Annotated in this window: 20 protein-coding genes; 7 read left to right on the top strand and 13 right to left on the bottom strand. The window is 71.9% G+C overall.

What is annotated here, in order from left to right; translation table 11 throughout:
• Positions 1–25 precede the first annotated feature (25 nt).
• Complete coding sequence (locus O7611_RS28435; protein ID WP_013289377.1) at positions 26–691, top strand: hypothetical protein; 666 nt, start codon at positions 26–28, stop codon at positions 689–691.
• Positions 692–699: 8 nt separating this feature from the next.
• On the opposite strand, the gene O7611_RS28430 is transcribed toward O7611_RS28435, so the two are convergent.
• The 7 genes from O7611_RS28430 to murJ form a co-directional block, all read right to left on the bottom strand.
• On the bottom strand, positions 700–1,860 hold the full coding sequence (locus O7611_RS28430) for an N-acetylmuramoyl-L-alanine amidase (protein WP_194800290.1): 1,161 nt from the start codon (positions 1,858–1,860) through the stop codon (positions 700–702).
• Positions 1,861–2,022: 162 nt separating this feature from the next.
• Positions 2,023–2,346 (bottom strand): thioredoxin, encoded by a 324-nt coding sequence (gene trxA, locus O7611_RS28425; protein ID WP_013289375.1) that lies wholly within the window; start codon positions 2,344–2,346, stop codon positions 2,023–2,025.
• A gap of 38 nt (positions 2,347–2,384) precedes the next feature.
• The gene (trxB, locus tag O7611_RS28420; RefSeq protein WP_194800291.1) at positions 2,385–3,338 is read right to left on the bottom strand and encodes a thioredoxin-disulfide reductase; all 954 of its coding nucleotides are present in this window, start codon (positions 3,336–3,338) and stop codon (positions 2,385–2,387) included.
• A gap of 177 nt (positions 3,339–3,515) precedes the next feature.
• Positions 3,516–4,463: a hypothetical protein gene (locus O7611_RS28415; RefSeq protein ID WP_269697862.1), complete on the bottom strand. Its 948-nt coding sequence runs from the start codon at positions 4,461–4,463 to the stop codon at positions 3,516–3,518.
• Positions 4,460–5,164: an RNA polymerase sigma factor SigM gene (gene sigM, locus O7611_RS28410; RefSeq protein WP_194800293.1), complete on the bottom strand. Its 705-nt coding sequence runs from the start codon at positions 5,162–5,164 to the stop codon at positions 4,460–4,462. Before sigM ends, O7611_RS28415 begins: the two co-directional genes overlap by 4 nt.
• A gap of 43 nt (positions 5,165–5,207) precedes the next feature.
• Positions 5,208–6,818 (bottom strand): protein kinase family protein, encoded by a 1,611-nt coding sequence (locus O7611_RS28405; RefSeq protein WP_194800294.1) that lies wholly within the window; start codon positions 6,816–6,818, stop codon positions 5,208–5,210.
• 411 nt (positions 6,819–7,229) lie between these two features.
• Positions 7,230–8,978 carry a murein biosynthesis integral membrane protein MurJ gene (murJ, locus tag O7611_RS28400; RefSeq protein ID WP_194800295.1) on the bottom strand — a complete coding sequence of 583 codons (1,749 nt, stop codon included), beginning with the start codon at positions 8,976–8,978 and terminating at the stop codon, positions 7,230–7,232.
• 132 nt (positions 8,979–9,110) lie between these two features.
• Between murJ and O7611_RS28395 the strand changes: the two genes are divergently transcribed.
• Both O7611_RS28395 and O7611_RS28390 read left to right on the top strand, forming a co-directional pair.
• A complete protein-coding gene (locus O7611_RS28395; protein ID WP_194800296.1) occupies positions 9,111–10,571 on the top strand; it encodes a CCA tRNA nucleotidyltransferase in 1,461 nt (486 codons plus the stop codon).
• Between the two features lie 177 nt (positions 10,572–10,748).
• Positions 10,749–12,785, top strand: a complete 2,037-nt coding sequence (locus O7611_RS28390; RefSeq protein WP_269697861.1) for a S8 family serine peptidase — start codon at positions 10,749–10,751, stop codon at positions 12,783–12,785.
• 56 nt (positions 12,786–12,841) lie between these two features.
• Here the strand turns inward: O7611_RS28390 and O7611_RS28385 are convergent, their stop codons facing one another.
• Together O7611_RS28385 and O7611_RS28380 are read right to left on the bottom strand one after the other, a co-directional pair.
• Positions 12,842–14,350 carry a flotillin family protein gene (locus O7611_RS28385; protein WP_194800298.1) on the bottom strand — a complete coding sequence of 503 codons (1,509 nt, stop codon included), beginning with the start codon at positions 14,348–14,350 and terminating at the stop codon, positions 12,842–12,844.
• A 25-nt stretch (positions 14,351–14,375) separates the two neighbouring features.
• Positions 14,376–14,918, bottom strand: coding sequence for a hypothetical protein (locus tag O7611_RS28380; RefSeq protein ID WP_269697860.1), 543 nt, complete (start codon positions 14,916–14,918; stop codon positions 14,376–14,378).
• Positions 14,919–14,997: 79 nt separating this feature from the next.
• On the opposite strand from O7611_RS28380, the gene O7611_RS28375 reads away from it, so the two are divergent.
• A complete protein-coding gene (locus tag O7611_RS28375; protein WP_269697859.1) occupies positions 14,998–15,477 on the top strand; it encodes a methylated-DNA--[protein]-cysteine S-methyltransferase in 480 nt (159 codons plus the stop codon).
• A gap of 65 nt (positions 15,478–15,542) precedes the next feature.
• Here O7611_RS28375 and O7611_RS28370 read toward each other — a convergent pair whose 3' ends face one another.
• Positions 15,543–16,622 carry an inositol-3-phosphate synthase gene (locus O7611_RS28370; protein ID WP_013289364.1) on the bottom strand — a complete coding sequence of 360 codons (1,080 nt, stop codon included), beginning with the start codon at positions 16,620–16,622 and terminating at the stop codon, positions 15,543–15,545.
• A 23-nt stretch (positions 16,623–16,645) separates the two neighbouring features.
• A complete protein-coding gene (locus O7611_RS28365; protein WP_120572535.1) occupies positions 16,646–17,284 on the bottom strand; it encodes a PadR family transcriptional regulator in 639 nt (212 codons plus the stop codon).
• 175 nt (positions 17,285–17,459) lie between these two features.
• Here O7611_RS28365 and O7611_RS28360 point away from each other — a divergent pair, with 175 nt between their 5' ends.
• The 3 genes from O7611_RS28360 (at position 17,460) to O7611_RS28350 (ending at position 22,585) form a co-directional block, all read left to right on the top strand.
• Positions 17,460–17,906 carry a DUF5318 domain-containing protein gene (locus tag O7611_RS28360; RefSeq protein ID WP_013289362.1) on the top strand — a complete coding sequence of 149 codons (447 nt, stop codon included), beginning with the start codon at positions 17,460–17,462 and terminating at the stop codon, positions 17,904–17,906.
• 194 nt (positions 17,907–18,100) lie between these two features.
• Positions 18,101–20,908, top strand: coding sequence for a transglycosylase domain-containing protein (locus O7611_RS28355; RefSeq protein WP_194800301.1), 2,808 nt, complete (start codon positions 18,101–18,103; stop codon positions 20,906–20,908).
• 120 nt (positions 20,909–21,028) lie between these two features.
• The gene (locus O7611_RS28350) at positions 21,029–22,585 is read left to right on the top strand and encodes a glycosyltransferase family 87 protein (RefSeq protein WP_194800302.1); all 1,557 of its coding nucleotides are present in this window, start codon (positions 21,029–21,031) and stop codon (positions 22,583–22,585) included.
• A 21-nt stretch (positions 22,586–22,606) separates the two neighbouring features.
• Here the strand turns inward: O7611_RS28350 and O7611_RS28345 are convergent, their stop codons facing one another.
• Positions 22,607–24,607: a hypothetical protein gene (locus O7611_RS28345; protein WP_269697858.1), complete on the bottom strand. Its 2,001-nt coding sequence runs from the start codon at positions 24,605–24,607 to the stop codon at positions 22,607–22,609.
• A complete protein-coding gene (locus tag O7611_RS28340) occupies positions 24,604–25,386 on the bottom strand; it encodes a deoxyribonuclease IV (protein ID WP_262012929.1) in 783 nt (260 codons plus the stop codon). Before O7611_RS28340 ends, O7611_RS28345 begins: the two co-directional genes overlap by 4 nt.
• Positions 25,387–25,635 lie beyond the last annotated feature (249 nt).

Here is a 25,635-nt window from a genome sequence, read left to right as displayed (position 1 = left end):
CCGAGCCTAGTGGTGGGGTGCGCTCATGTCGCGACGTCTGGTCAGCCTGACCCTGGACACGCTGGAGGACCTGCCTCGATCCTGCCGGAGCTGCGTCTACTGGGAGCTGGATCCGGTCTCCGCGGAGCGGGCCTGTGCGGCCGGTGACCCGGGCCTGGAGAAGGAGGCGTGGGTCTCCCAGACGCTGCTGGAGTGGGGTTCCTGCGGCAAGCTCGTCTACGTCGACGGCATGCCGGCCGGTTTCGTCATGTACGCCCCACCGGCGTACGTCCCGCGCTCGATGGCGTTTCCCACCTCGCCGGTCTCGGCGGACGCGGCGCTGCTGATGACGGCGCACGTGGTGCCCGCCTTCGCCGACGGCGGCCTGGGCCGGATGCTGGTGCAGGGCGTGGCCCGCGACCTGACCAAGCGCGGCATCAAGGCGATCGAGGCGTTCGGCGACGCCAAGTTCGGCGACGACGCGGACGACCCGGCGCGCGCGTGCGTGGCGCCCGCCGACTTCTTCCTCTCGGTGGGCTTCAAGACGGTCCGGCCGCACCCGCGCTACCCCCGGCTGCGGCTGGAGTTGCGGACGGCGCTGAGCTGGAAGTCGGACGTGGAGTACGCGCTGGAGAAGCTGCTCGGCTCGATGAGCCCGGAGACGCTGCTGCGGCCGGTCCGCCCGGCGCCCGCCACCCGCTCGACGAGCTGAGTCGCGGCTCAGTCGACGACGGTGCCGGCGGCCACGATCGCCCGCAGTTCGCTCACGTCGATCGAGCCGGTCGGCACGTCCCGCTCGATCGGCAGGTACATCCGCTGCACGCCGGCCACGATGGCCTCGACCACCCGGTCCCGGAAACGCGGGTCGACGAGCCGCCCTCTGTCGTCCGGTGAGGTGAGGTAGCCGACCTCGACGCGTACCGCGGGCATCCGGGTGAGCCGGAGCAGCTCCCACGCCTTGGCGTGGGTACGGCAGTCGCGCAGCCCGGTGCGGGCCACGATCTCCCGCTGTACGAGCCCGGCGAGGCGCTCGCCGGTGGCCGACGTGACGCCGTTGTCGGTGCCGTAGTGGTAGGTCGCCACCCCCTCGGCCTCCGGGTTGGCGTGCCCGTCGGTGTGCAGGGAGATGAACACGTCGGCGCCGAGGGAGTTGGCGAGCTGGGCCCGGTCCGCGTCCGGCAGGCAGGCGCCGGGCGACGGGCCCCGGGTGAGCTGTACCCGTACGCCGGCGGCGGCGAGCCGCCCCTCCAGCCGGCTCGCGAGGTCGTGCACGAGGTCCGCCTCGGTCCAGCGCAGCGTGCCGTCGGGCACCACCACGCCCGGGTCGGTGCCCCCGTGCCCCGGGTCGATCACCACGGTCCGCCCGACGAGCGTCGGACCGGCCTGCCGGATGGCGTCGGACTCGCGCAGCCACTGCGGGCGGCCGCCGACCACCTTGCGGCCCAGGCGGCGCAGCGCGTTGACGGTGTGCGGCCCGCACGAGCCGTCCGGTTTCAGGCCCATCTCCCGCTGGAACTGCGCCACCGCACGGGAGGTGCGGATGCCGTAGATGGCGTCGGCGCGGCCCACGTCGTACCCCATCTCCAGCAGCCGTTCCTGGAGCGAGCGGATGTCCTCGCCGGTCAGCGGCTCGGGTACGGCGTGGTAGAGCGCGCGGGCGCCGAACCGCCAGCGGGCCGCGTCGAGCGCCCGCCAGGTCTCGGCGCCGACCCGCCCGTCGACACTGAGGCCGCGGGACTGCTGGAAGGCCCGTACCGCGCGTTCGGTCTGGGCGTCGTAGTCGTCACCTGCGGCCTCGGCGGGGAGAAGCTCCAGGCCGGCGAGGACGGTACGGATCTCGGCCACCGCCGGTCCCTGGTCACCGGGTCGGATCGGACGCACGACGACCCCCTCTGCACGGACGTTGGCGGACCGGAACTCCGACGGATGCTTACGGAGCGTACCGTGGCCGATACCCGGCGGGTTCGCGTTCATGCAGGTCAGGTAAGCCGGAACCCCCGCCACCGGGGGTGGTGACGGGGGTTCCGGCGGTGTCGGTACGGCTCAGAGCGCCGACTCGATGAGCTTGACCAGCTCGCCCTTCGGCTTAGCGCCGGCGATCGACTGCACCGGCTGGCCGTTCTTGAAGATGGTCAGCGTCGGCACCGACATGACCCGGTAGGCGCGTGCCGTCTCCGGGTTCTCGTCGATGTTGAGCTTGACGATGGTGACCTGGTCCTTCATCTCGCCCGCGATCTCCTCCAGCAGCGGCGAGACCTTGCGGCAGGGGCCGCACCACTCCGCCCAGAAGTCGACCAGCACCGGCTTGTCGGACTGCAGCACGTCACTGACGAAGCTGGCGTCCGTGACCGCCTTGGTTGCTCCCACTATGAACTCTCCTCCTCCGAACCTTGCTCGTGGAACTCTCAGCCCTGGATGGTGGCGATGAACCGCTCGGCGTCCAGCGCGGCGGCGCAGCCCGTGCCGGCCGCCGTGATGGCCTGCCGGTAGGTGTGGTCGACCACGTCACCCGCCGCGAACACACCGGGCACGCTGGTACGGGTGCTGGGGGCCTGCACCTTCACGTACCCCTCGTCGTCCAGCTCCACCTGACCGCGGAACAGCTCGCTGCGCGGGTCGTGCCCGATCGCCACGAACACGCCCGTGACGTCGAGCACCTTGCTCTCGCCGGTGTGCACGTTGCGCACCCGTACGCCGCTCACTTTGCCGTCGTCGCCGAGGATCTCCTCGACCACGGTGTTCCACTCGACCTTGATCTTCTCGTTGCTCAGCGCCCGGTCCGCCATGATCTTGCTGGCGCGGAACGAGTCGCGGCGGTGGAGGATCGTCACCGACTCGGCGAAGCGGGTGAGGAAGCTCGCCTCCTCCATCGCCGAGTCGCCGCCGCCGACCACCACGATGTGCTGGTTGCGGAAGAAGAAGCCGTCACAGGTGGCACAGGACGACACACCGTGGCCGAGGTATTCCTGCTCGCCCGGCACACCCAGCGGACGCCAGGCCGAACCGGTGGAGAGGATGACGGCGCGGGCGCGGTACGCGGTCTCGCCCACCCACACGGTGCTCACCGCGTCGGAGCCGATCTCGCCGGTGTCCTTCAGCTCGACCCGGGTCACGTCGTCGGTGAGGAACTCGGCGCCGAAACGCTCGGCCTGCTTGCGCATGTTGTCCATCAGCTCGGGGCCGAGGATGCCGTCCGCGAAGCCGGGGAAGTTCTCCACCTCGGTGGTGGTCATCAGCGCGCCACCCGACTGCACGCCCTCGATCACCAGGGGCTTCAGGTTGGCGCGGGCGGCGTAGACCGCCGCTGTGTAGCCGGCCGGACCGGAGCCGATGATGATCAGGTTGCGGACCTCGTCCACTGCCGTCTCCCGATGTGTGTGTTCGTCACCGGCCGCACCGATGTCGATCCCGAGTGCCGACGGCTCTAGGGACGCCGGCGCCTGACTTGCAGAACGCCATCGTACGAAGCGGGGATTCCCGAGCCGGTCATCCGGTGGGTCAGGTCACGTGGCGGGACAAGCGTCGGGACCGCGTTTTCACCCTACCCGCGTACGGAACCGCGTGTCCGCGCCGGACCCGGGTACCCCGCACTCCGGCCCGCTCACCCAGCCCCAGCGGGCGCCGCCCGCGTCCGCGAACGTCACCACGAGCGCCGGGGCGCCCCGGAAGCGGGCGTAGTCGACCATGTTCACGGTGAGCGGCCCGCCGCCGTGCTCGGCCCCGATCGCGGTGAGGCACGCGGCGAGCGTCTCCGGCCGGGACAGCCGGTCCAGCCCGCCGAGCGCGCTGAGGCGCTGATCCTCGCGGAACAGGGGCGTCTCCGCGCCGTCCTGCGCCGCGCCGGACGGGCCGGCCATGTCTCCCGGGATCGACTTCGCTCCGGTGGCCGCCCGGTCGGCGGCGAGGCGTTCCGGTGTCCAGTCGGTGCCGCTGCGCACTGCCGGTCCGGTGGTCCGGTACGGCGCGGCGGCCATCGGTGCCGCCTCCCCGCCCGCCCGGTCGGCGGTGCTGACGCCGCCGTCGCCCGAGTCGGCCATCCGGCCCACACCGAGCCCCACCGCGGCGACCGAGGCCGCGGCCAGCGCCACCGGCCCGGCGATGCGGGCCCAGCGCCGAGGACGGCGACCGGGTCCGCTGTGCCGGTCGCGACGGAGGGCCGTGCCGGGTGGCCGGCTCGCGCCGCCGGGCTGCGCCGGCACGAGCGGCGTACCGTCGCGCAGCGCGGGACCGGCCCCGGCGAGCGCCGCGGTGATCCGGTCGGCCACGGCCTGCGGCATCTCCGGCGCGGGGCCCGCGGCCCAGCCGGCCAGATCCGCGCCGACCAGGTCGACCGCGTCGGCGAGATTCGCGTACGCGGCCCGCCACGCCGGGTCCTCCTCGACCAGCCGGGCCACTGTCGCCTGCTCGGGGGTGCCGTCCAGCGCCCCGCCGAGGTAGTCGGCGAGCAGGTCGTGGTCGACCTCGCTGAACTCCCGGGAAGTCACGGCTCCTCCTGGCTGACGGCCTGACGGGACGCTCCCGACGAGGATCCGACGCCCTCGGGGCGCCTGCGGTTCCCGTGAGTGAGCCGCGGCACGTCCTCGGCCGGTGCGTCGGTGCCGGTCCGCAGGTGCCCGAGCAGCACGGCGAGGCGGGCCCGGCCCCTGGCGCACCGGCTCTTGACAGTTCCCTCGGCGACGCCGAGCACGGCGGCGACCTCGGCCACCGGGTAGCCCTGCACGTCGACCAGGACCAGCGCGGCCCGTTGTTCGGCCGGCAACGCCGCGAGCGCCTGCCGGACCACGAGCGCGGTGTCGTGGTCGCGGGCCGGTGCGGCCGGTTCCGGGCCGCCGGTGTGCCGGCCCGGTTCGCCGTCGGTGTGCACGCCGTCCGGCAGCGGGACGGTGGCATGGGTCTGCCGCCGCCGGATCCGGTCCAGGCAGGCGTTCACCACGATGCGGTGCAGCCAGGTGGTGACCGCCGAGTCGCCCCGGAACCGGGCCGCGGCGCGGTGCGCCGACAGCATGGCGTCCTGGAGGGCGTCGGCGGCCTCCTCGCGGTCGCCGATCGTCCGCAGCGCGACCGCCCAGAGGCGGTCCCGATGCCGCTGGAACAGCTCGGTGAAGGCGTCCCGGTCGCCGGCCGCGTGCGCCCGCAGCAGCTCCAGGTCGGAGCGGCCGGGACGCGTGCCGTCGCGGTCCGCCATCACCACATCCGGCGGCGGTGGCGCGGCGGGGACGGCAGCCGGGTCACGAGCCCTGGACCACGATCTCCTGGACGCCGAGCTTCCAGGTGTTGCCGTTGTCCTTCACCGGCAGCTTGGTGATCCAGAACAGCAGGTACTGGTACTTCTGGTCCGGCTCGAAGGCGTTGAAGATCATCTTGGTGCCGCCGTCCTCGTTCGCCGGCCCGATCATCGTCGAGTAGGCGTTGACGAGCTGCTTGTCACCGGAGGACGTGGACGGGAAGTCGCCGCGGGTGCCGGCGCGCAACTCGACGGTGGCGCCGGTGGCCGAGAGCGTGGCCTCCAACTGCTTGACCGAGTGCGGGGCGCCCAGGTCGATCCAGACGCCCATGCCCTTCTTGATGCCGCCGAACTTGGCGTTCGTCCGGTAGGTGTTGGTCTCCCAGCCCTCGTCGTCGTCCCCGTCGATGACCTTCTCGGCGTTGCGCACCTCGGCGCGGTCGCCGTCCGGGTCGATGATCCGTACGTCCTGAATGGTGAGCTTGCGGACCTGCGCGGCGGGCTCGGCCCCGCCCTCGGTGGCCGGCGCGCTGTTCGACGGCTGGGCGACCGGCTCCTTGTCGCCGTCGTCGCCGCCACCGAGCGCGTTGATGCCGATGAGCAGCCCGACCAGGGCGACCGCCAGCAGGCCGGCGATGCCGATGGCGACCTTGCGGCCACCGGCCGCGGCCAGCGGGGAGGGCTCCTCGCCGGGGTCGGCGGCGAATCGCAGCGGGCCGGCCTGCTCCAGGAACTGCTCGTCGGCCGGAATGTCGAGCCGGCTCAGCTCGGCGGCCAGCACGTCCGACGACGGCGCGGGGATCTCCGGGTCGAGCAGGTCCATGGTCAGGTCGTCGAGGTAGGCCGGCACCCCGGCGCGCATCTGCCGGGGCGCGGCGATGGCGCCGCCGGCGTCCCGGACGGCGTCCGGCAGGGCGGCGCGGCCGTGCCCGGCGGTGGCGCCGTGCAGCGGGGCCTCGCCGTGCGGCCAGTGCCCGGTCAGGGCGAAGTAGAGCACCCCGCCGACCGCGCGCAGGTCGTTCTCCTGGCTGTCCGCGCCGTCGGTACGCGCGTCGGCGAGCACCACCCGGCCGTCGTCGCTGATCATGACGGTGCCGGGGTGGAGGTTGCCGTGCACCATGCCGGTGGCGTGCACGGCGGCGAGGGCGCTGGCGACGGCGTTGCCGATCGCGGTGGCCCGGGCCGGGTCCAGCGGCCCGTCGGCGGCGACCATCTCGCGCAGCGACTGCCCGTCGACCCACTCGCGGACCACGTACGCCCGGTCGTCCTCGTCGATCGCGTCGTAGACGCCGACCAGGTTGGGGTGGATGACGCGGCTCGCGGCGACCGCAGCCTGAAGCATCTCGGTGGCGGAGTCGCCACCCGGGTAGCGGAGGACCACGGCGACGGGACGGCGGAGCACCACGTCGACACCGCGCCAGACCAGCCGGCCCGCGCTGTCGTTGTTGATGTGCTCGACCAGTTCGTACCGCTCGGCGAGCAGCTCACCGACCGTGGGAGCACCGAAGGTCACGACCGCAGGAGAGGTCTCCTCCGCTTCCTGACCCTCGCCGACCTGGGTCACCCGTCCTCCCTCGGTGATCGCGTCGATCGATGGACCCGTGCTGCTGGGCATGTGGCTTCCCGCTCTGCCTTCGGTGGAACGGCCGCGGTGTCGACACCCGCGTCGATCCCGGTCGTACCCGTCGAGAGCGACCTTACCCGGGATGCCCGGTTCTCCGACATGTCATCTTCCCGCTGTGACCGGCCGGAAGGCCAGTCGCCGCGGGCCCCGGCCGGGTCGCCCGCCCACCCGGCGGGCGAGCCGGACACGCACCGCCAATCTAGAGGTTGACGGCAAGGAGGCGGCACAGGGGCGTACCGGTGCGGCGGCGGGGAGGTTTTCCCCGCCCCGGCCTGCGCTCCCTCGTCCGTACGGTTGGTTGTCCACAGGCCGAGAGGCCCATTGGACGGCGGAATTCCAAGTTATCCACAGCCGTATCCCCAGCCTGGTGATCCTCGTTCACCGTCGGTCACCGCGAGGGGGTCAACGCCCGAGGCGCCGCCGGACCATCCCGACCACCTCGGTGATCTCGCCGATCCGCAGCACCACGGCGAGCCCGAGGTAGGTCGCGCCGATCGCCGCGCCGCCGATCACCAACTGGACCGCTGCGGCGAGCCAGCTCAGGCTCTCCGGGTCGCCGGGGAGCACCGCGACCACGAGCACACCGACGACCGCCGCGCCGAGGGCGGCCACGACCACCCGGCCGAGCGTCCGCATGATCCCGCCCAGCCCGATCCGGCCCACCCGGGGCCGCAGCAGCATCGCCGAGATGATCGCCGCCGCCAGGTACGACACCGCGTTGCCGAGCATCATCCCGGCCGCCGCGAACGTGTTCGAGAAGAGCAGGAACAAACCCACCTGGAGCAGCACGCGCAGCGCCACCACCGGAATGTTGATCAGAGCCGGGGTACGGGTGTCCGGCAGCGCGTAGAACGCAAAGGTGAAGAGCTGGCTCACCGCGAACGGCACCAGGCCGAGCGCCGCCACCAGCAGCACCGTCGAGGTGGCCACCGCGTTGTCGCCGGTGAACGCGCCGTACCGGAACACCACCACCGAGATCGGGGCGGCCAGCACCGCGTAGCAGACCGCGATGGGCGCGAGCACCGCGGTGACCATCCGGGTGCCCCGGGACAGGTCGGCGGTGACGTCGTGGAACCGGTTCTCGGCCGCCGCCGCGCTCATCCGCGGCATCAGCGCGGTGATGATCGAGACGGCGATGATGCCGTGCGCCATCATCAGCAGCAGGAACACGTTGTTGTAGATCAGCAGGCCGGCGTTCTCGCCGTCCCCGCCGGTGGCCCGGTTGAGCAGGTTGACCACCACGAAGAGGCCGAGCTGGTTGACCGCGACGTAGCAGAACATCCAGGCGCCGAGCCGGGCCAGCTCGCGCAGCCCCAGCTCGCGGAAGTCGAACCGCGCCTTCCACCGGAAGCCGACCTTGCGCAGCGCGGGCAGCAGGCCGACGGCCTGCACCGCCACGCCCAGCAGCGTGCCGCCGCCGACCAGCAGGATCCGGTCCCAGCCCACCTCGTCGGGCCGGAGGCCGGTCGCGCCGAAGACGACGATGTACAGGCCGAACGTGCCGATCGAGACGAGGTTGTTGAGGATCGGCGCCCACATCGGGGCGGCGAAGTGCCCCCTGGTGTTCAGCACCGCGGCGATCAGCGCGCTGATGCCGGTGAAGAACAGCATCGGCAGCATCAGGTACGACAGCCGGGTGACGAGCTTGGTGTACGCCGGATCGTCGCCGCCGGCCGCGTACACGGCGGTCAGCAGCGGGGCCAGCAGCACCGCGATCAGCGCGGTCACGGCGAGCGCCAGCACCGCGAGCGTCAGCAGGCGCTGCGCGTACGCCTCGCCCCGGTCCGCGTCGATCCTGCGGCGGCGCACCAGCACCGGCACCAGGACGCTCGTCAGCACGCCGCCGAGCAGGAACTCGTACACCTGGTTGGGCAGGAACTGGGCGGTGGTGAACGCGTCGCCGACCATCGTGCCGAGCGCGGCGCCGATCATCAGGTTGCGGATGAACCCCGTACCCCGGCTCACCAGGCTGCCGATCGCCATCACCGCGCTGTTCGCCGCGGCGCTGGTCTCGGCGACCACCTCCTGCGGCGGCGCGACGGCCTCGACGCCGGGCTGGTTCAGCGGCTCGGCGGAGATGAAGGTGGCGCCGTCGTCCGGCGGCAGGCCGCCGCCGGACGCGTTCGCGCTGCGGTAGAGCCCGCCGCTCATCTGCCAGCCTCCAGTGGGTACGTGGCGACCGGGCCCGGCCGGCCCTGCCCAACCGGAACCTTAGTCAACCCGGACCCGTTACCCGCGCCCGGCGCGGTCGATCCACCTCCGGCCCGATAGGCTGGCGATCCCATGTCCGAAGCCTCCGCCTCCCACGCCGCCGACCGCCGCGAACTGACCGCCGCGCAGCGCAACGCCGTCGCCGAACTGCTCCGAGTCTCGCCGGTCGCCGACGAGCTGGGCCGGCGCTTCGCCCGGGCCGGTCACGAACTGCACCTGGTGGGCGGATCCGTCCGCGACGCACTGCTCGGGCGGCTCGGCAACGACCTCGACTTCTGCACCGACGCCCACCCGGACGAGACCATCAAGGTCATCCGCGGCTGGGCGGAGTCGATCTGGGAGACCGGACGCGAGTTCGGCACCATCGCCTGCCAGCGCGACGGCCTCAACCTGGAGATCACCACGTTCCGGGCGGAGGTCTACGACCAGGTCAGCCGCAACCCGGTGGTGCAGTACGGCACCAGCCTGACCGAGGATCTCAAGCGCCGCGACTTCACCGTCAACGCGATGGCGGTCAGCCTGCCCGACCACCGGTTCACCGACCCGTACGGCGGGCTGGCCGACCTGGCCGCCAAGATCATTCGTACCCCGGGGACGCCGCAGGAGTCGTTCCGCGACGACCCGCTGCGGATGCTGCGCGCGGCCCGGTTCGCCGCCCAGCTCCGCTTCGCCGTCCACCCGGACGTCCGGGCGGCGATGACCGAGATGGCCGGCGACCTGGACCGGATCACCGCCGAGCGGATCCGGGACGAGTTCACCAAGCTGCTCTGCGGCGCCGACCCGATCACCGGGCTGCGCCTGCTCGTCGACACCGGGCTGGCCGAGCGCTTCCTGCCCGAGCTGACCGGCCTGAAGCTCACCATCGACGAGCACGCCCAGCACAAGGACGTCTACGAGCACACGCTCACAGTGGTCAGCAACGCGATGTCGCTGGAGTCCGACGGCTGCGACTTCGTGCTGCGGATGGCCGCGCTCATGCACGACGTCGGCAAGCCGGCCACAAAGGCGGTCGGCGCGGACGGCCGGGTCAGCTTCCACCACCACGAGGTGGTCGGCGCCCGGCTGACCAAGAACCGGATGAAGGCGATGCGCTACTCCAAGGAGATCACCTCCCAGGTGGTCAAGCTGGTCGGGCTGCACCTGCGCTTCTACGGGTACGGCCGGGGCGAGTGGACCGACTCGGCGGTGCGCCGGTACGTCACCGACGCCGGTGACCTGCTGTCCCGGCTGCACAAGCTGACCCGGTCCGACTGCACCACCCGCAACCGGCGCAAGGCCGCGCAGCTCGCGGCCGACTACGACGCGCTGGAGGAGCGGATCGCCCGGATCGCCGCCGAGGAGGACCTGGCCCGGGTCCGGCCCGACCTGGACGGCAACGCGATCATGGAGCTGCTCGGCGTACCGCCGGGGCCGGTGGTCGGCCGGGCCTGGCAGTACCTCAAGGAGTTGCGCCTGGAGCGCGGGCCGCTGGACCGCGACGAGGCCGAGGCGGAGCTGCTGCGCTGGGCGCGCGACGAGGGCATCACCGGCTGAGACCGGCGTCCGTGATCTGACGACGATACGGCGGCGTGTCGACCGAACGGGTGACCCGTTCCGGTCGATGTCTCCCGCATGATGAGTCATCGGCAGCCGCCGGATCGACAGATGCGGCTGGTCCGATCTCATCCGCCCGTCCGCTCCGGACGGTCGCTGGACACGGGGAGTCGATTCATGACACGTCACGGCGGCCTGCGCCGCTCCGCGCTCGTGGGGCTGGCCCTCACCAGCGCCACCTCCATCCTCTGCGCCACAGTCGCCGGGCCGGCCCTCGCCGACCCGAAACGACCGTCGGTCCGTGGCGCCGGCACGGCCGAGGCGGTGCCCGGCCGGTACATCGTGGTCCTCAAGAAGGGCAAGACCACCCCGGCCAAGGTGAAGTCCGCCGCGTCCGCGCTGGCCGGCGAGCACGGCGGCACCGTCCGCCGGGTCTTCGGCAAGGCGCTGAACGGCTACTCGGCCACCATGGACGCCCGGCAGGCCGCGCGGCTCGCCGCCGACCCGGACGTCGAGTACGTCCAGCAGGTTCAGCGCTGGAGCACCGCCGGCACCCAGACCACTCCGCCGTGGGGCCTGGACCGGATCGACCAGCTCAAGACCCGCACCGACGGCAAGTACACCTACCCGGCCACCGGCGCCGGGGTGACCGCGTACGTGATCGACACCGGCATCGACATCGACCACCAGGACTTCGGCGGGCGCGCCCGCAACGGCTACGACGCGGTCGAGCAGGACGACGTCGCGCAGGACTGCGACGGGCACGGCACCCACGTGGCGGGCACGATCGGCGGTACGACGTACGGCGTCGCGAAGGCCGTCGACCTGGTCGCCGTCCGGGTCCTCGACTGCTCCGGCAGCGGCGACACCGAGCAGGTGATCGCCGGCATCGAGTGGGTCACCGCCAACGCCACCGGGCCGTCCGTCGCCAACATGAGCCTCGGCGTCGATCGCGTCGACCAGGCCGTGAACGACGCGGTCACCCGCTCGATCGCCTCCGGCATCACCTACGCCGTCGCGGCCGGCAACAGCATGCAGGACGCCTGCGGCTCCTCGCCGGCGAGCGTGCCCGCCGCGATCACCGTCGGCGCCACCGACCGGGTCGACATGCGTGCCTGGTTCTCCAACTACGGCCGCTGCCTGGACCTGTTCGCGCCCGGCACCGGCATCGTCTCGGCCAAGGCCGGCAGCAGCGCCGGCACGGAGTCGATGAGCGGCACCTCGATGGCGTCCCCGCACGTGGCGGGCGCCGCCGCGCTGCTGCTGGAGGAGCACCCGGCCTGGTCGCCGCAGCAGGTACGCGACTCGGTCGTGACCACCGGCATCGGCGGCGCGGTACACGACATCATGGGCTCCACCGACCGGCTGCTGCACATCGGCTCGGCCGTGACGGCCCGCGGCTCGTACGGGCTCAAGGCCCGCGTCAACGGCCGTTACGTCACCGCGGAGAGCGCCGGGGCGAAGCCGCTGATCGCCCGGGGCACCTCCATCGGCGCCTGGGAGAAGTACGACGTGGTCGACGCCGGCGGAGGCCTGTTCGGCCTGCGGGCGCGGGTCACGAACAAGTTCGTCACGGCGGAGAGCGCCGGAGCGAAGCCGCTGATCGCCCGCTCGGCCACCATCGGCGCGTGGGAGAAGTTCCAGATCGTCGACAACACCGACGGCACGATCAGCCTGAAGGCGGCGATCAACGGCAGGTACGTCACCGCGCCGAGCGCCACCTCCCCGCTGATCGCCAGCAAGACCGCGATCGGCACCGCCGAGAAGTTCGACTTCGACGCCCCGGCGCCCCTCGTGAGCATCAAGTCGGTGGCCAGTGGCAAGTTCGTGACGGCGGAGAGCGCCGGGGCGAAGCCGCTGATCGCGCGCTCGGCGACCGTCGGCGCCTGGGAGAAGTACGAGCTGGTGAACGTCGGTGACGGCTACGGCACCTTCGGCCTGAAGGCCCAGATCAACGGCAAGTTCGTCACGGCGGAGAGCGCCGGGGCGAAGCCGCTGATCGCCCGGGGCGCCTCGATCGGCGCGTGGGAGGGGATGTCGTTCCTCGACTACAACGCCGACGGCTCGGTCTACCTGTACGCGAACATCAACGAGAAGGCGGTCACCGCCGGCAGCGCCGGCACCAGCCAGCTCATCGCCGGCCGGACGATCGACTGGAACAGCCCGACCCTCGGCCTGGGCGTCGGCGAGAAGTTCGTCGTCGCCGTGCTCTGACCCGTACCACAGCACGACGCCCGCCGGCTCCCGAGGGGAACCGGCGGGCGTCGTCGTCACTGGGTGACGGTGCTGCCGTCCACAGTGGTCTTGCCGTTGTGCTGGGCGCTGCTGCCCAGCCGCGCCAGCAGCCCGGCCAGGTCGATGCCGGTCAGGTCGCTGCCGAGCTGGAGGCCCTGGGCGACGTTGCCGGCCACCGACTTGGTCAGCGAGGACGCGCCGTCGGTGGAGATCACCGTCATCTTGTCGATCGCGCCGATCGGGGCGCTGGCCGCGCCGACCACCTCGGGCAGCACCTTGACCAGCAGGTCCAGGACGGCCGCCTCGCCGTACGCGGCGAACGCCTCGGCCTTGCGGGCCATCGCGTCGGCCTCGGCCTGACCCTTGGCGAGGATCGCCGCGGCCTCGGCCTGGCCCTCCCGCTCGACCGCCTCGGCGATCGCGGAACGGCGACGCTGCTCGGCCTCACCCTCCTTGGCGCCCTCGATCGCGTTCGCCTCGGCCAGCGCGGCCCGGCGGGCCCGCTCGCCCTCACCGGTGAGGCGGGCCTGCTCGGCGGAGGCCTGCGCGGCAGCGATCGTGGCCTGCCGCTGCGCGTCGGCGTTGAGCACCGCCGCGTTGCGGTTCGCCTCGGCCTCCTGCTCCACCTTGTACCGGGCGGCGTCGGCCGGCTTGCGCACCTCGGTGTCGAGCTGGCGCTGCTTCAGCTCGGCGTTGCGCTCGGCCACCTTCTGCTGCTCGGAGAGGATCGCCTGGTCCCGCTCGGCCTGCGCGAGCGGACCGGCCGCCGCCGACTTCGCCTTCGCCGCGTCGATCTCGGCCTGGATGCCTGCCTGCTTGAGCGCCAGGTTCCGGTTCGCCTCGGCGATCGCCTCCTCGGCGAGCAGCCGCTCCTGCTCGGCCTGCTGGCGGGCCCGCGCCTCGGCGATGGCCGCGTCCTTGAGCACGCGGGCCGCCTCCGGCCGTCCCAGGTCCTGGAGGTAGGAGCCCTCGGCCAGGATGTCCTGAAGCTGGAAGGTGTCCAGCACCAGGCCCTGGTTGGTCATCGAGTGCTCGGCCTCCTCGGCGACCGCGCTGGCGAACGCCGCCCGGTCCCGGATGATCTCCTCGACGGTGAGCCGCCCGACGATCGAACGGAGCGCGCCCGCGAGCACCTCGCGGGTGAAGTTGTCGATCTCCTCCTGCTGGTTCAGGAAGCGCTGGGCGGCGGCCCGGATCGCGTCCTCGGTGCCGCCCACCTTGACGATCGCGACGCCGTGCAGCTCGGTACGGATGCCCTGCTTGCTCACCGCGCCGCGGATGCTGACGTCGATCCGGCGGCTGGACAGGTCGAGCGACTGGAGCTTCTGCACCACCGGCAGCACGAACACCGAGGCGCCGAGCACGACCTTCTGCCCGGACATGTCGGTGGCCCGGCCGCCGTCGGCGGTCTGGGTGGTACGGCCCTTGCGGCCGGTGACGATGAACGCCTGGTTCGGCCCGGCCACCTTGATCCGGGACAACACGAAGAGGACGAGGACGACGGCGAGGAGGACCGCGCCGCCGATGGCGACGAGCAGGGGCATGGGGGTTCCCGTCTGTGTGGTGGGGTCAGTAGGTCTCGACGTGCACGCTGGTCTCGCTCAGGGCTTCGACCACGAAGATCCGGGTGCCGACCGGCATCGCCCCGTCGGCGCGGGCGTTGAGCTTGACCGGCTGACCGGCGAGGCGTACCCGCACCTCGCCGTAGCCGCCGCTGGGGATCGGCGTCACCACCAGCCCGATCGCGCCGGCCAGGTGGTCGCGGGTGGGTGTGGCGTCGGTGCGCATGTTGCGGGCCGCGCGGCTCAGCCGGGCCGCCAGCCAGCCGGTGGGCACGGCGGCGAGCGCGCCGCCGGCCACCGCCGCCGCGACCATTCCGGGGGTACGACCCCCGAGCAACTCGTTGACGATCGCGCCGCCGAACCCGAACGCCCCGGTGAACCCGGCGGCCGCCTCCAGCGACACCGGCCCGTCGACGTCCGGCTGGCCGAGGTGGAGCACTCCCGAGCCGAGCAGGGCGAGCGTCAGCACGCCCACACCGACCCCGCCGATGATCAGGAAAATGAGCGTCCCGGTGGCCATGACCTGCACGGTATCGACGCCGTGCAACATCGACTTCGTTCAGCGGACGTCCAGCGGCGGGTCAGGGCCGTTCGGGGAGAATGTCGGCGGCCGCGCGACAATAGGTGACATGCGCTGGACCGTGCTCGACTCCCCGATCGGGGAGTTCTCCGTCGGCACCGACGACGACGCGGTGCGCGGCGCGCACTTCGGCCGGGTGGACGGGGCCTCGGGCGAACCCGGCGACGCGGTGGCCCGGCTGGCGGTGGCGGAGCTGCGGGCGTACTTCGCCGGTGAGCTGACCGAGTTCACCGTCCCGGTGTCGGCGCCCCGGGGCTCGGAGTTCGAGCGCGCCGTCTGGCGGGAGATGACCCGCATCCCGTACGGGGAGACGGCTACCTACGGCGAGGTGGCGAAGGCGGTCGGTGATCCCGGCGGCGCCCGGGCGGTCGGGGTGGCCTGCAACCGCAATCCGGTGCCGGTGATCGTGCCCTGTCACCGGATCGTCGGCGCGGGCGGCAAGCTGGTCGGCTTCGGCGGCGGGCTGCCGCGCAAGGTGACGCTGCTGGAGCTGGAGGCGTCGGTGGCGCTGCGGCGCGCCTGGTCCTGACGTACGCGAAGAAGGAAGGCCGGGTCCGCGCGGACCCGGCCTTCCTTCCTGTGCGTGTCAGCGTGTCAGCGCTCGATCTCGCCGGCGATGAACGCCTCGACGGCGGCGTGCGCGTCGTGGTCGGCGTACTGCTCCGGCGGGGACTTCATGAAGTACGAGGAGGCGGAGAGGATCGGGCCACCGATCTTCCGGTCCAGCGCGATCTTCGCGGCGCGGACGGCGTCGATGATGACACCGGCCGAGTTCGGCGAGTCCCACACCTCGAGCTTCAGCTCAGCGTTGAGCGGGGTGTCACCGAAGGAGCGGCCCTCCAGGCGGATGTACGCCCACTTGCGGTCGTCCAGCCACGGCACGTGGTCGGACGGGCCGATGTGCACGTCGCTCTTGCTCATCTCGTGCGGGATCTGCGAGGTCACCGACTGGGTCTTCGAGATCTTCTTCGAGACCAGGCGGTTGCGCTCCAGCATGTTCATGAAGTCCATGTTGCCGCCGAAGTTGAGCTGGTACGTGCGCAGCAGCTCGACCCCGCGGTCCTCGAAGAGCTTCGCCAGGGCGCGGTGCACGATGGTGGCACCGACCTGGCTCTTGATGTCGTCGCCGACGATCGGCAGGCCGGCGTCGGTGAACTTCTTCGCCCACTCCGGGTCCGAGGCGATGAACACCGGCAGGGCGTTCACGAACGCGCAGCCGGCGTCGATCGCGGCCTGGGCGTAGAACTTGTCGGCCTCCTCGGAGCCCACCGGGAGGTAGGAGACGACCACGTCGACCTGCGCGTCGCGCAGCGCCTGCGCCACGTCGACCGGCTTGGCGTCCGACTCCTCGACGATCTCGCGGTAGTACTGGCCCAGACCGTCGAAGGTCGGGCCGCGCTGCACGGTGACGCCGGTCGGCGGCACGTCGCACAGCTTGATCGTGTTGTTCTCGCTGGCGACGATCGCCTCCGCGAGGTCCATGCCCACCTTCTTGGCGTCCACGTCGAACGCCGCGACGAACTTCACGTCGGAAACGTGGTAGTCGCCGAAGGTGACGTGCATGAGACCCGGGACGCGGTCGTTCGGGTCGGCGTTCCGGTAGTACTCCACGCCCTGTACGAGGGACGAGGCGCAGTTACCCACACCGACGATGGCGACGCGGACGGAGCCCATAGCGTCTGCCTCCTTCTTCTTCATCACGGCCGCTCTGTCCTGGACGTTCCAGGCGTGGGCGGGCTGTCGTTGTCTCCTCGGCCACCGGCCGTCCCGGGTCGCGGGTCGGCCGGGGCCCGGCCGGAGCGCTCGTTGGCGATGAGCTCCTCCAGCCAGCGGACCTCGCGCTCACAGGCGTCGAGCCCGTGGCGTTGCAGTTCCAGGGTGTACGCGTCGAGGCGCTCGGCTGCCCGGCCGAGCACGTCACGAAGACCTTCGCGACGTTCCTCGATCTTGCGGCGACGACCTTCCAGGATCCGGAGCCGGGTGGCCTGGTCGGTCCGGGCGAAGAACGCGAAGTGCACGCCGAAGCCCGTGTCGTCGTACGTCTCGGGTCCAGCCTGCGCTATGAGCTGGGCGAAGCGTTCCTTGCCCTCCGCGGTAATGGTGTAGACCACCCGACCGCGTCGGCTGGTCAGCGCGGGAACCTCCTCGGCGGTCGCGGGTGTCTCGGCGGCTTCGGCGATCCATCCCGCCGCCTGCAGCCGGCGCAGGGTCGGGTAGAGAGAGCCGTAGCTGATCGCCGCCCGGATGGCGCCGAGCTTGGCGGTCAGCTCCTTGCGCAGCTCGTAGCCGTGCATGGGCGCCTCCTGCAGGAGGCCGAGGATGGCGAGCTCGAGCACGGGCCATCCCTTCTTTTCCCCCTGCGCGGAGAGCTAACCACCGCGATGTATCGGACCGATACATCGCACGTTAGCGGAGAGGGGAGGGTGGGGCAAACCCCTGCTTACGCGACGCGATCATCACGGATCGTGACCGTGGTCGCCTGGGTTCGCCGGAGCGCGTACCCTTTCCCGCATGCGTACGCAGCGCCAGGTCGTCGACTACTCGCTTCAGAAGCGGGCTGTGCTGCGTGAACTGCTCGCCGGACGGATCGGCACGTACGACGTCTGCGACGCCTCGCCGTACCTGAAGAACGCTGCTCGTTTCCACGGCGAGCCGACCGACCACCGCTGCCCGATCTGCCGCAGCGAGAACCTGATCCACGTCCACTACATTTACGGGGACGAACTCAAGCAGTCGGCCGGCCAGGCGCGTACCCGGGCCGAGTTGCCCGTCCTGGCCATGACGCTGCGTGAGTTCCAGGTGTTCGTGGTGGAGGTCTGCCCCGGCTGCGACTGGAACCATCTCGTCGAGCAGTTCCTGCTCGGCCGGGACGGTCTCGCGGGCGAGGCGGAGGACGCGGACGAGTCGGTCGCGGCCAACGGCTCCACCCCTCGGCGAAGGCGAGAGGCGCAACGGTGAACGTGGCTGTCCCGATCGCTGCCGGCCCATTCCCCGGGTGGCAGAAGCGACAGCCTTTAAGCGTAATTGGTCCGAATAGGTCGGATTTGACGGGCACGCGCCGGTACCGCCGGCGGGTAACGTCCCGTGTTCCAGCTCACGGCAACCCGGTGGCGGCGCCCCCGCGCCCCACCGCGACCGGCAGGGTGTGAGGAATGAACTACGGCGATCCCAGTTCTTCGCGTGGGCGGGCCCAGATCCCGGGCCCGAACGGCGACCCCGGTTCCGAAGGGAGCCGGGGCGGGAACGGTTGGTCCGGCGCGGCGGACGGCGGCGCCTCGGCGCGCGCCTCCGCGACACCGTACGGCGCGGGCGGCCGGGCCTCGGTCGGCGGCGCCGCTCCGGCCCCGCGCGGCTCGGCCTCGGTCGGCCGGGCCGGTACGGGCGGCCGCGCCTCGGTGCCCGTCTCGCCGGCTCCCGGCGCCTCCGGGCGCGCCGGCGCCGGCCGGGCGTCGGTGCCGGTGTCCCCGGCCGCTCCGGCCGGGCGGGCCTCGGTGGGCGCGGCGAGCGTGGGCGGGCGTGCGAGCGTGGGCGGACGCGCGAGCGTCGGCGCGGCAGCAGTCGGTGGCCGCGCCCGGGTACCAGGTGCCGCCGGCGGTGGCCCCGGTGGTCCCGGCGGCCCCGGCGGTCCGCTCGGTCCCGGCCGGCGTGGCCGCGGTGAGGACCCGGCGCGCGCCAAGAAGCGCCGCCGGATCAACATCCTGATCGCCGGCTTCGCCGTGTTCATCATGCTCGCCGGCATCGGCGTGGTGAGCTTCACCTGGTACTCCACCAAGGTGGTGCTCCCGGAGGACACCATCCCGCCGCTGTCCACCACCATCTACGACTCGACGGGCACCGCGATCGCCCGGATCGGCGACCAGAACCGGCAGCTCGTCACCATCGACCAGATTCCGGAGCACGTCCAGCACGCGGTCGCCGCGGCGGAGGACCGGAACTTCTACAAGCACTCCGGTGTGGACTACAAGGGCATCGCCCGGGCCGCGTGGAACAACCTCACCGGCGGCGACAAGCAGGGCGCCTCGACCATCACCCAGCAGTACGCGCGCAACGCGTTCGAGAACCTGAACCAGGACACGTACGGCCGCAAGGTGAAGGAGGCGATCCTCGCCTCCAAGCTGAACGACAAGTACGACAAGCGCGTGATCATGCAGCACTACCTGAACGTCATCTACTTCGGCCGGGGCGCGTACGGCATCCAGGCGGCGGCACGGACCTACTTCGGCAAGGACGTCAAGAGCCTGAACGTGGCCGAGGCCGCGGTGCTCGCCGCGCTGATCAAGCAGCCGGAGCCGAGCGCCACCCACCAGGGCTACGACCCGGCGATCAACCCGACCGCCGCGCTGGACCGGTGGAACTACGTGATCAACGGCATGATCACGGAGAAGTGGCTCGATGCGCCGAACACGCCGGTGCACCCCACCGAGTACCCGACGAACATCGCGAAGCCGTCGAAGAACAGCGGCGGCGGCTTCGGCATCGACACCCCGTACGGCAACATCGTCAACTACGTCTCGCAGGAACTGCGCGAGATGAAGCTCTGCACCGACAAGGAGGCCGAGGCGACCGAGAAGAAGCCTCTGTGCTCCAAGGCGCTGAGCCGGGGTGGTTACAAGATCACCACTACGATCAACCGGAAGATGCAGGAGGCGGCGCTCGCCGCGGCCCAACGGGCCAAGAAGGGCTCCGAGCTCGCCGGCCAGCCGTCGAACCTGATGGCTGCCGTGGTGGCCATCGACCCGAAGACCGGCCGGGTGCTCGCCTACTACGGCGGCGACAACGGCACCGGCACCGACTACGCCGGGAAGAACGTCGACAACGGCGTAGTAAGCGGCGGGCACTCGCCGGGTTCGAGCTTCAAGATCTACACGCTCGCCGCGGCGCTCAAGGAAGGCATCTCGCTCAAGTCCCGGTGGAAGGGGACGGCGTTCACGCCGAAGGGCACCAAGTTCAAGGTCAGCAACGCCGGCGCGGACACGGTCAAGTGCGGTGACTCCTGCACCCTCGAACAGTCGACGCTGAAGTCGCTGAACGTGCCGTTCTACTACATCACCGAGCAGATCGGGCCGGACAAGGTGCTCGACATGGCCAAGCGGGCCGGCGTCACCACCATGTGGCAGACCGACACCAACCCGGCCAAGGCGCACGACCTGACCAAGGCCGACCCGAAGGACCTGGCTCCCTCGCCGTTCTTCCACGTCATCGGCTACGGCCAGTACCCGATCACGGTGCTCGACCACGCCAACGGCGTCGCCACGTTCGCCAATGAGGGCATCTACCACAAGGCGCACTTCGTCCGGAAGGTGCAGAAGCAGAACCCGAACACCGGCCAGTGGGACACGCTCGGCGGGGAGAAGCTCGATCCGCAAAAGCGGATCGACAAGGAGATCGTCGCCGACGTCACCTCCGTGCTGAAGCAGTACCCGGGCCAGATCAACAAGAAGCTCGAGGACGGCCGTCAGGTCGCCGAGAAGACCGGCACCTGGGAACTCAACGACAAGACGACCGCCAACGGTGACGCCTGGATGATCGGCTACACGCCGCAGCTCGCCACCGCGGTCTGGGTCGGAAACGTCAAGGACCGCAAGGCGATCAAGTACAAGGACGGCCGGGACATCAGTGGCGCCCGGATGCCGGGTGACATCTTCCAGCGCTTCATGAACGACGCGCTCAAGGGCAAGGACAAGGAAGAGTTCCCGCCCGCGGCGAACATCGGCAAGGACGACGCCGGCAACGGCGAAGTGCCACCGCCGGCGAACGAGCCCGGCCAGCCGGGCCAGAACTGCGACCCGCTCGGCCTGTTCTGCCCCGGCGGCACGCCCGGCGGCGGCACCCCGGGTGGCGGCGACCAGGGTGGCACCAACCCCGGTGGAGGCGGGCTCCCCGGCGGTGGTGGACGGCCCGGTGGCGGCGGTGGCGGCGGTGGGTTGCTACCGAGCACACCACCGACACGACAGAACTGACGCGTACCACCTGACGGCGGCGGCCGGACCTCGGGTCCGGCCGCCGCCGCGTTTCGTGTACCGGAATTTCTCCGCGCGCGACGGGACGGCGACCCCCGGTGTACGGCAGGATGCCTCTCCATGAGCACTCAGTCGCCCGCAGGCATCGATGAGCCCGGCGCGTCCGAGGCGGCGCCACGACCCGCCGAGACGGTGGACCATCCCTCCCGCTCGGACTGGTTCGTCCGCGGCGCCTCCGGCCTGATCGGCGGGCCGCTCGGCGACCACGCCGCCGCTCTCGACCGGCGCGCCGGCCGGGAGAGCCGGTTCTGGACCGCCGGCCGGATCGTGCTGGCCCTGGTGTGCCTGACGCTGGCCCTGCACTGGGTGCAGAAGTCGCCCTGCCAGGACGGCGCCTGGCAGAACAACATCCAGTACACCCGGATGTGCTACACCGACGTGCTGGCGCTCTACTACGCCGAGGGGCTCAACGAGGGCAAGGTCCCCTACGCCGACCACCCGGTGGAGTACCCGGTGCTGACCGGCTACTTCATGGGCGCCCTCGGCCTCCCGGTGCACGCCCTCGGCTCCGACAACCCCGCCATCAACCAGGGCCAGTGGTTCTACAACCTGAACGCGCTGGTGCTCGGCGCGCTCGCCGTCGCCACCGTCGCGGTGATCCTCAGCCTGCGCCGACGACGACCCTGGGACGCCGCGTTGTTCGCGCTCTCCCCGGCGCTGGTGCTCACCGCCACCGTCAACTGGGACCTGCTCGCCATCGGCCTGGCCGCGTTCGGCCTGCTGGCCTGGGCACGCGCCCGGCCCGACCGGTACGCGCTGCTGCTGCCCGGAGTAGCAGGCGTCCTCATCGGACTGGGCGGCGCGGCCAAGATGTGGCCGCTGTTCATCCTCGGCCCGATCCTGGTCCTCGCGTTGCGCGCCGGCAAGATGCTGGCCGGGCTCGTCGCCACGGCGACCGCGCTGGTGACGCTCGTGGCGGTGAACCTGCCGGTGGCGATCCCGTACCGGGAGAACTGGGAACGCTTCTTCGACCTGAACACCACGCGCCCCATCGACTGGGGCACGCTCTGGTACATCGGCCGCTACCTGGACGGCCGGATCAGCCCGTCCGCACCCGGCGAGCTCGGGCCCTTCGAGTGGCTGAACGCGAACATCCCCACCCTCAACTGGCTGTCGTACCTGCTGTTCGGGCTGGCCTGCCTCGGCGTGGCCGGGCTGGCCCTGCTGGCGCCGCGCCGGCCCCGGCTGGCCCAGCTCGCCTTCCTGGTGGTCGCCGCGTTCCTCATCTTCAGCAAGGTCTGGTCCCAGCAGTTCGTGCTCTGGCTGCTGCCGCTCGCGGTGCTCGCCCGGCCGCGCTGGGGTGCGTTCCTGGCCTGGCAGGTCGCCGAGGTCGGCTACTTCGCCGCCTTCTACGGCGAACTGCTCGGCACTGCCATGTCCCGGCCGGTCTTCCCCGAGGGCGTCTTCGTGCTCGCGTCGAGCCTGCGCCTGATCACCGTGGTGGTGCTCTGCGGGTTCGTGATCCGGGACATCGTGCGGCCCGAGCTGGACGTGGTCCGGCACACCTACGCCGACGACCCGGACGGCGGGGTGCTCGACGGCGCGCCCGACGCGCCCTGGCATCAGCGCTGGCGCGCGCGAGCCGCCGAACGGCCCGTCGAACCCGTTCCGGTGTGACCGAGCCGGTCGTGTTCCGGTCTACAGCCGGAACACGACCGCCTCGCCGACCTGCTCCCGGGTCACGCCCGGCGTGTCGACCGGCCGGTCGAGCATCCCCTCCCACGGGGTGCCCGCCAGCTCGTCGCGCAACACGACCACGTTCTTCACGCCGATCTGCCGCAGGTAGTCGACACTCGCGTAGTCCGGGAAGCTGACAGTCGCCTCGCGGATCTGGGCCTGCGAACGCGGCGTGAAACCGCTGCCGCCGTTGACCATCGGCTGGAACCGGTCGGTGGACCAGAGCATCACCGGCTGATCCAGGTTCTGGCTGCTCGGCAGCACCAGCATCGGGCCGTCCACCGTCCGCATCGCCGCCGGCTGCCGCGGCACCACCGGCTGCGGCGTCGCGTTCAGCCCTTCCACGATCACCAGCGCCAACGGCAGCAGCGTGGCCAGACGCAGCCACGGGCCCGGCCACGGCGGCACCCGCTCGGCGGCCAGCTCGCGTACCCGCATGCAGAACGCGGTGACCGCGCCGGCCGCGAGCAGGCCCAGCAGCAGCGTGGCCCAGAGCATCATCCGGCCCGGCGTGCGCAGCCCGCTCCAGCCCGGCAGGTAGTCGAACAACGGCACGTAGGTGAACCGGCCGCCGAAGAACCGGGTGCCCATCGCCAGCGCCATCGTCACGAGCACGCCGGCCAGCAGGAAGATCCGGTGCCGGACCCGCCAGACCGAGAAGAACAGGCCACCGGCGGCGAGCGCGTAGAGCACGAAACCCGGCAGCAGCGTCATCTCCGGATGCCAGGGCAGCACGGCCCGGGCGCCCTCGTGCAGCCCGCCCCAGACCCGCGACTCGGCCGGCGCGGTGAAGAACCCGCTCGCCGGCGGCGAGTAGAGCGCGATGTCACCGAGCGTCCGCTCCGCGTTCGGGTGCAGCTCGGCGACCTTGAAGTACGGCACCGCCAGCGCCGCGCCCACCGCGGCGAAGGCCAGCCCGCCGAACACGTCGGCCAGGAACAGCCGCCGCCCGAACGGACGCCGCACCCGGCGCCGCCGCACGAACCACAGCACCACCGCCACCAGAACGGTGCCGGCCAGCATGTACGCGAACGGCAGCCCGATGCCGAACCCCAGGCTGAGCTGCCACGCGGCCACCAGCCACCCGGCGAACGCCCAGCCCGCCTGCCGGCGACGCGGCCGGTAGCCGTAGCGCAGGGACCAGCCGTGACCCCGGGCCAGCATGGCCAGCGCCAGCGGGATGCCGCCGTTGGAGAGGATGTGCAGGTGCCCCGCCTGGGCCAGCAGCCACGGCGCGTAGGCGAAGCCCGCCCCGGCCACCGCGCCGCCGATGCGGCCCGCGCCGAGCTGCCGGGCCAGCACGTACGCGCCGAACGCGGCGAGCGCGTGCGCCAGCACGAACATGATGTTGTAGCGCAGCACGGCGTGCTCCGGGCCGACCCCGATCAGGCCGGCCGGGGCGTACCCGAGGAGCGTGTCGGAGAACGCGAAGCTCCAGTTCTCCGGATAGAACGTGTTCGCGTGCCACAGCATCGCCGGGTCGGTGCGCAGGATGTGGCCGGACCACGCCATCTGCCACGCCTGCAGGCTCGGATCCCAGTAGTCCTGCGGCAGCGTGTGCCGCGGATAGCGCAACGTGGGCCAGGTCATCGCCGCGGCCAGCGCCAGCGCGGCGACGGCGGCGAGCGTCCACTCGTGCACCAGGAACCGGCCGACCGCGCGGATCGCCCGCCGGGGCCGGCCGAGCACCGGCTCCGGTGCGGGCCCGAACGCGGACCACGGATCGGCGGGCTCGTCACCGGCCGTACCCGTGGTGTCCTTGTCGCCGCTCCTGGCCTTCTCGGCTGCGGCGGCATCTCCGGCGGCGGCGGCGCCGTCCTTGGCGTCGCCCGTGTCGTCGGCGCCCTGGTCCCGGGCGTCGGTCTTCTCCCCGCCGGTGGCCTCGTCTGCGGTGCCGTCGCCGGGCCCGGCGTCCGCCGCCTCGGCGCCGCCGCCTGCCTTGCCGGACTGCTCGGTCGTCACGCCGCCGCGCCCAACTGCCCGCGCAGGAACGCGATGTCGGCGGCCTGGCCCTCGACGCCGCCGGGGGTCTCCACGATCACCGGTGCGCCGGCCGCGCGGATCAGCGCCACCAGCAGTTCCGGGTCGATGGTGCCACCGGTGAGGTTGTCGTGCCGGTCCTGGCCGGAGTTGAACGCGCCCTTGGAGTTGTTCGCGTGGATCAGGTCGATCCGGCCGGTGATCGCCTTCACCCGGTCGACCAGGCCCAGCAGTTCCTCGCCGCCCGCGTACGCGTGGCAGGTGTCCAGGCAGAAGCCGACCTCGTGGTCGCCGAGCGCGTCCCAGAGCCGGGCCAGCGAGTCGAGGTGCCGGGCACAGGCGTTGTCACCGCCGGCGGTGTTCTCGATCAGCACCGGCAGCGGGAAGCCGCCCGAGTCCGCCGCGTACGCGAAGGTCTTGCGCCAGTTGTCGAAGCCGACGGCGACGTCGTGGCCCGCGTTGACGTGGCCGCCGTGCACGATCAGGCCCTTGGCCCCGACGTCCGCCGCGGCGGTGGCGTGGGCGAGCAGCAGCTTGCGGCTGGGGATGCGGATCCGGTTGTTGAGCGTGGCCACGTTGATCACGTACGGCGCGTGCACGTAGAGGTCGACGTCGGCGGAGCGCAGGCGTTCGGCGTCCTCGCGCGGCTTCGGGGCCTTCCAGCCCTGCGGGTCGGCCAGGAAGAACTGGACCGCCTCGGCCTGCCGGGCGGCCGCCTCGGCCAGCGGGTCGGTCGGGTCGACGTGGGCTCCGATTCGCATGCAGGGCAGCCTACGTCGCGCCTGCGACGGCCGGCGCGCTCGCGGGAGGCACCCGGCGGGTCGGACGCGTCACCACCCGGCCCGGCGGTCGTTGTCCGAGGTGGGATCGATGGTCGACGCTCCGCCCGCACGTGGTCCACAGCACGGACGGGCGAGGGTGGACCCCCGGCAACGGGACGCCCCGCCGTGCGGCCCGGCACGACGGGGCGGGATCCGCTCGTCATCCAGGCACGGGAACCGGCAGTCGGA

The sequence above is a fragment of the Micromonospora sp. WMMC273 genome (assembly GCF_027460285.1).
GTDB lineage: Bacteria > Actinomycetota > Actinomycetes > Mycobacteriales > Micromonosporaceae > Micromonospora > Micromonospora aurantiaca.
Note: the sequence above shows the minus strand (reverse complement) of the source record. Positions and strands in the feature narration are given on the sequence as shown.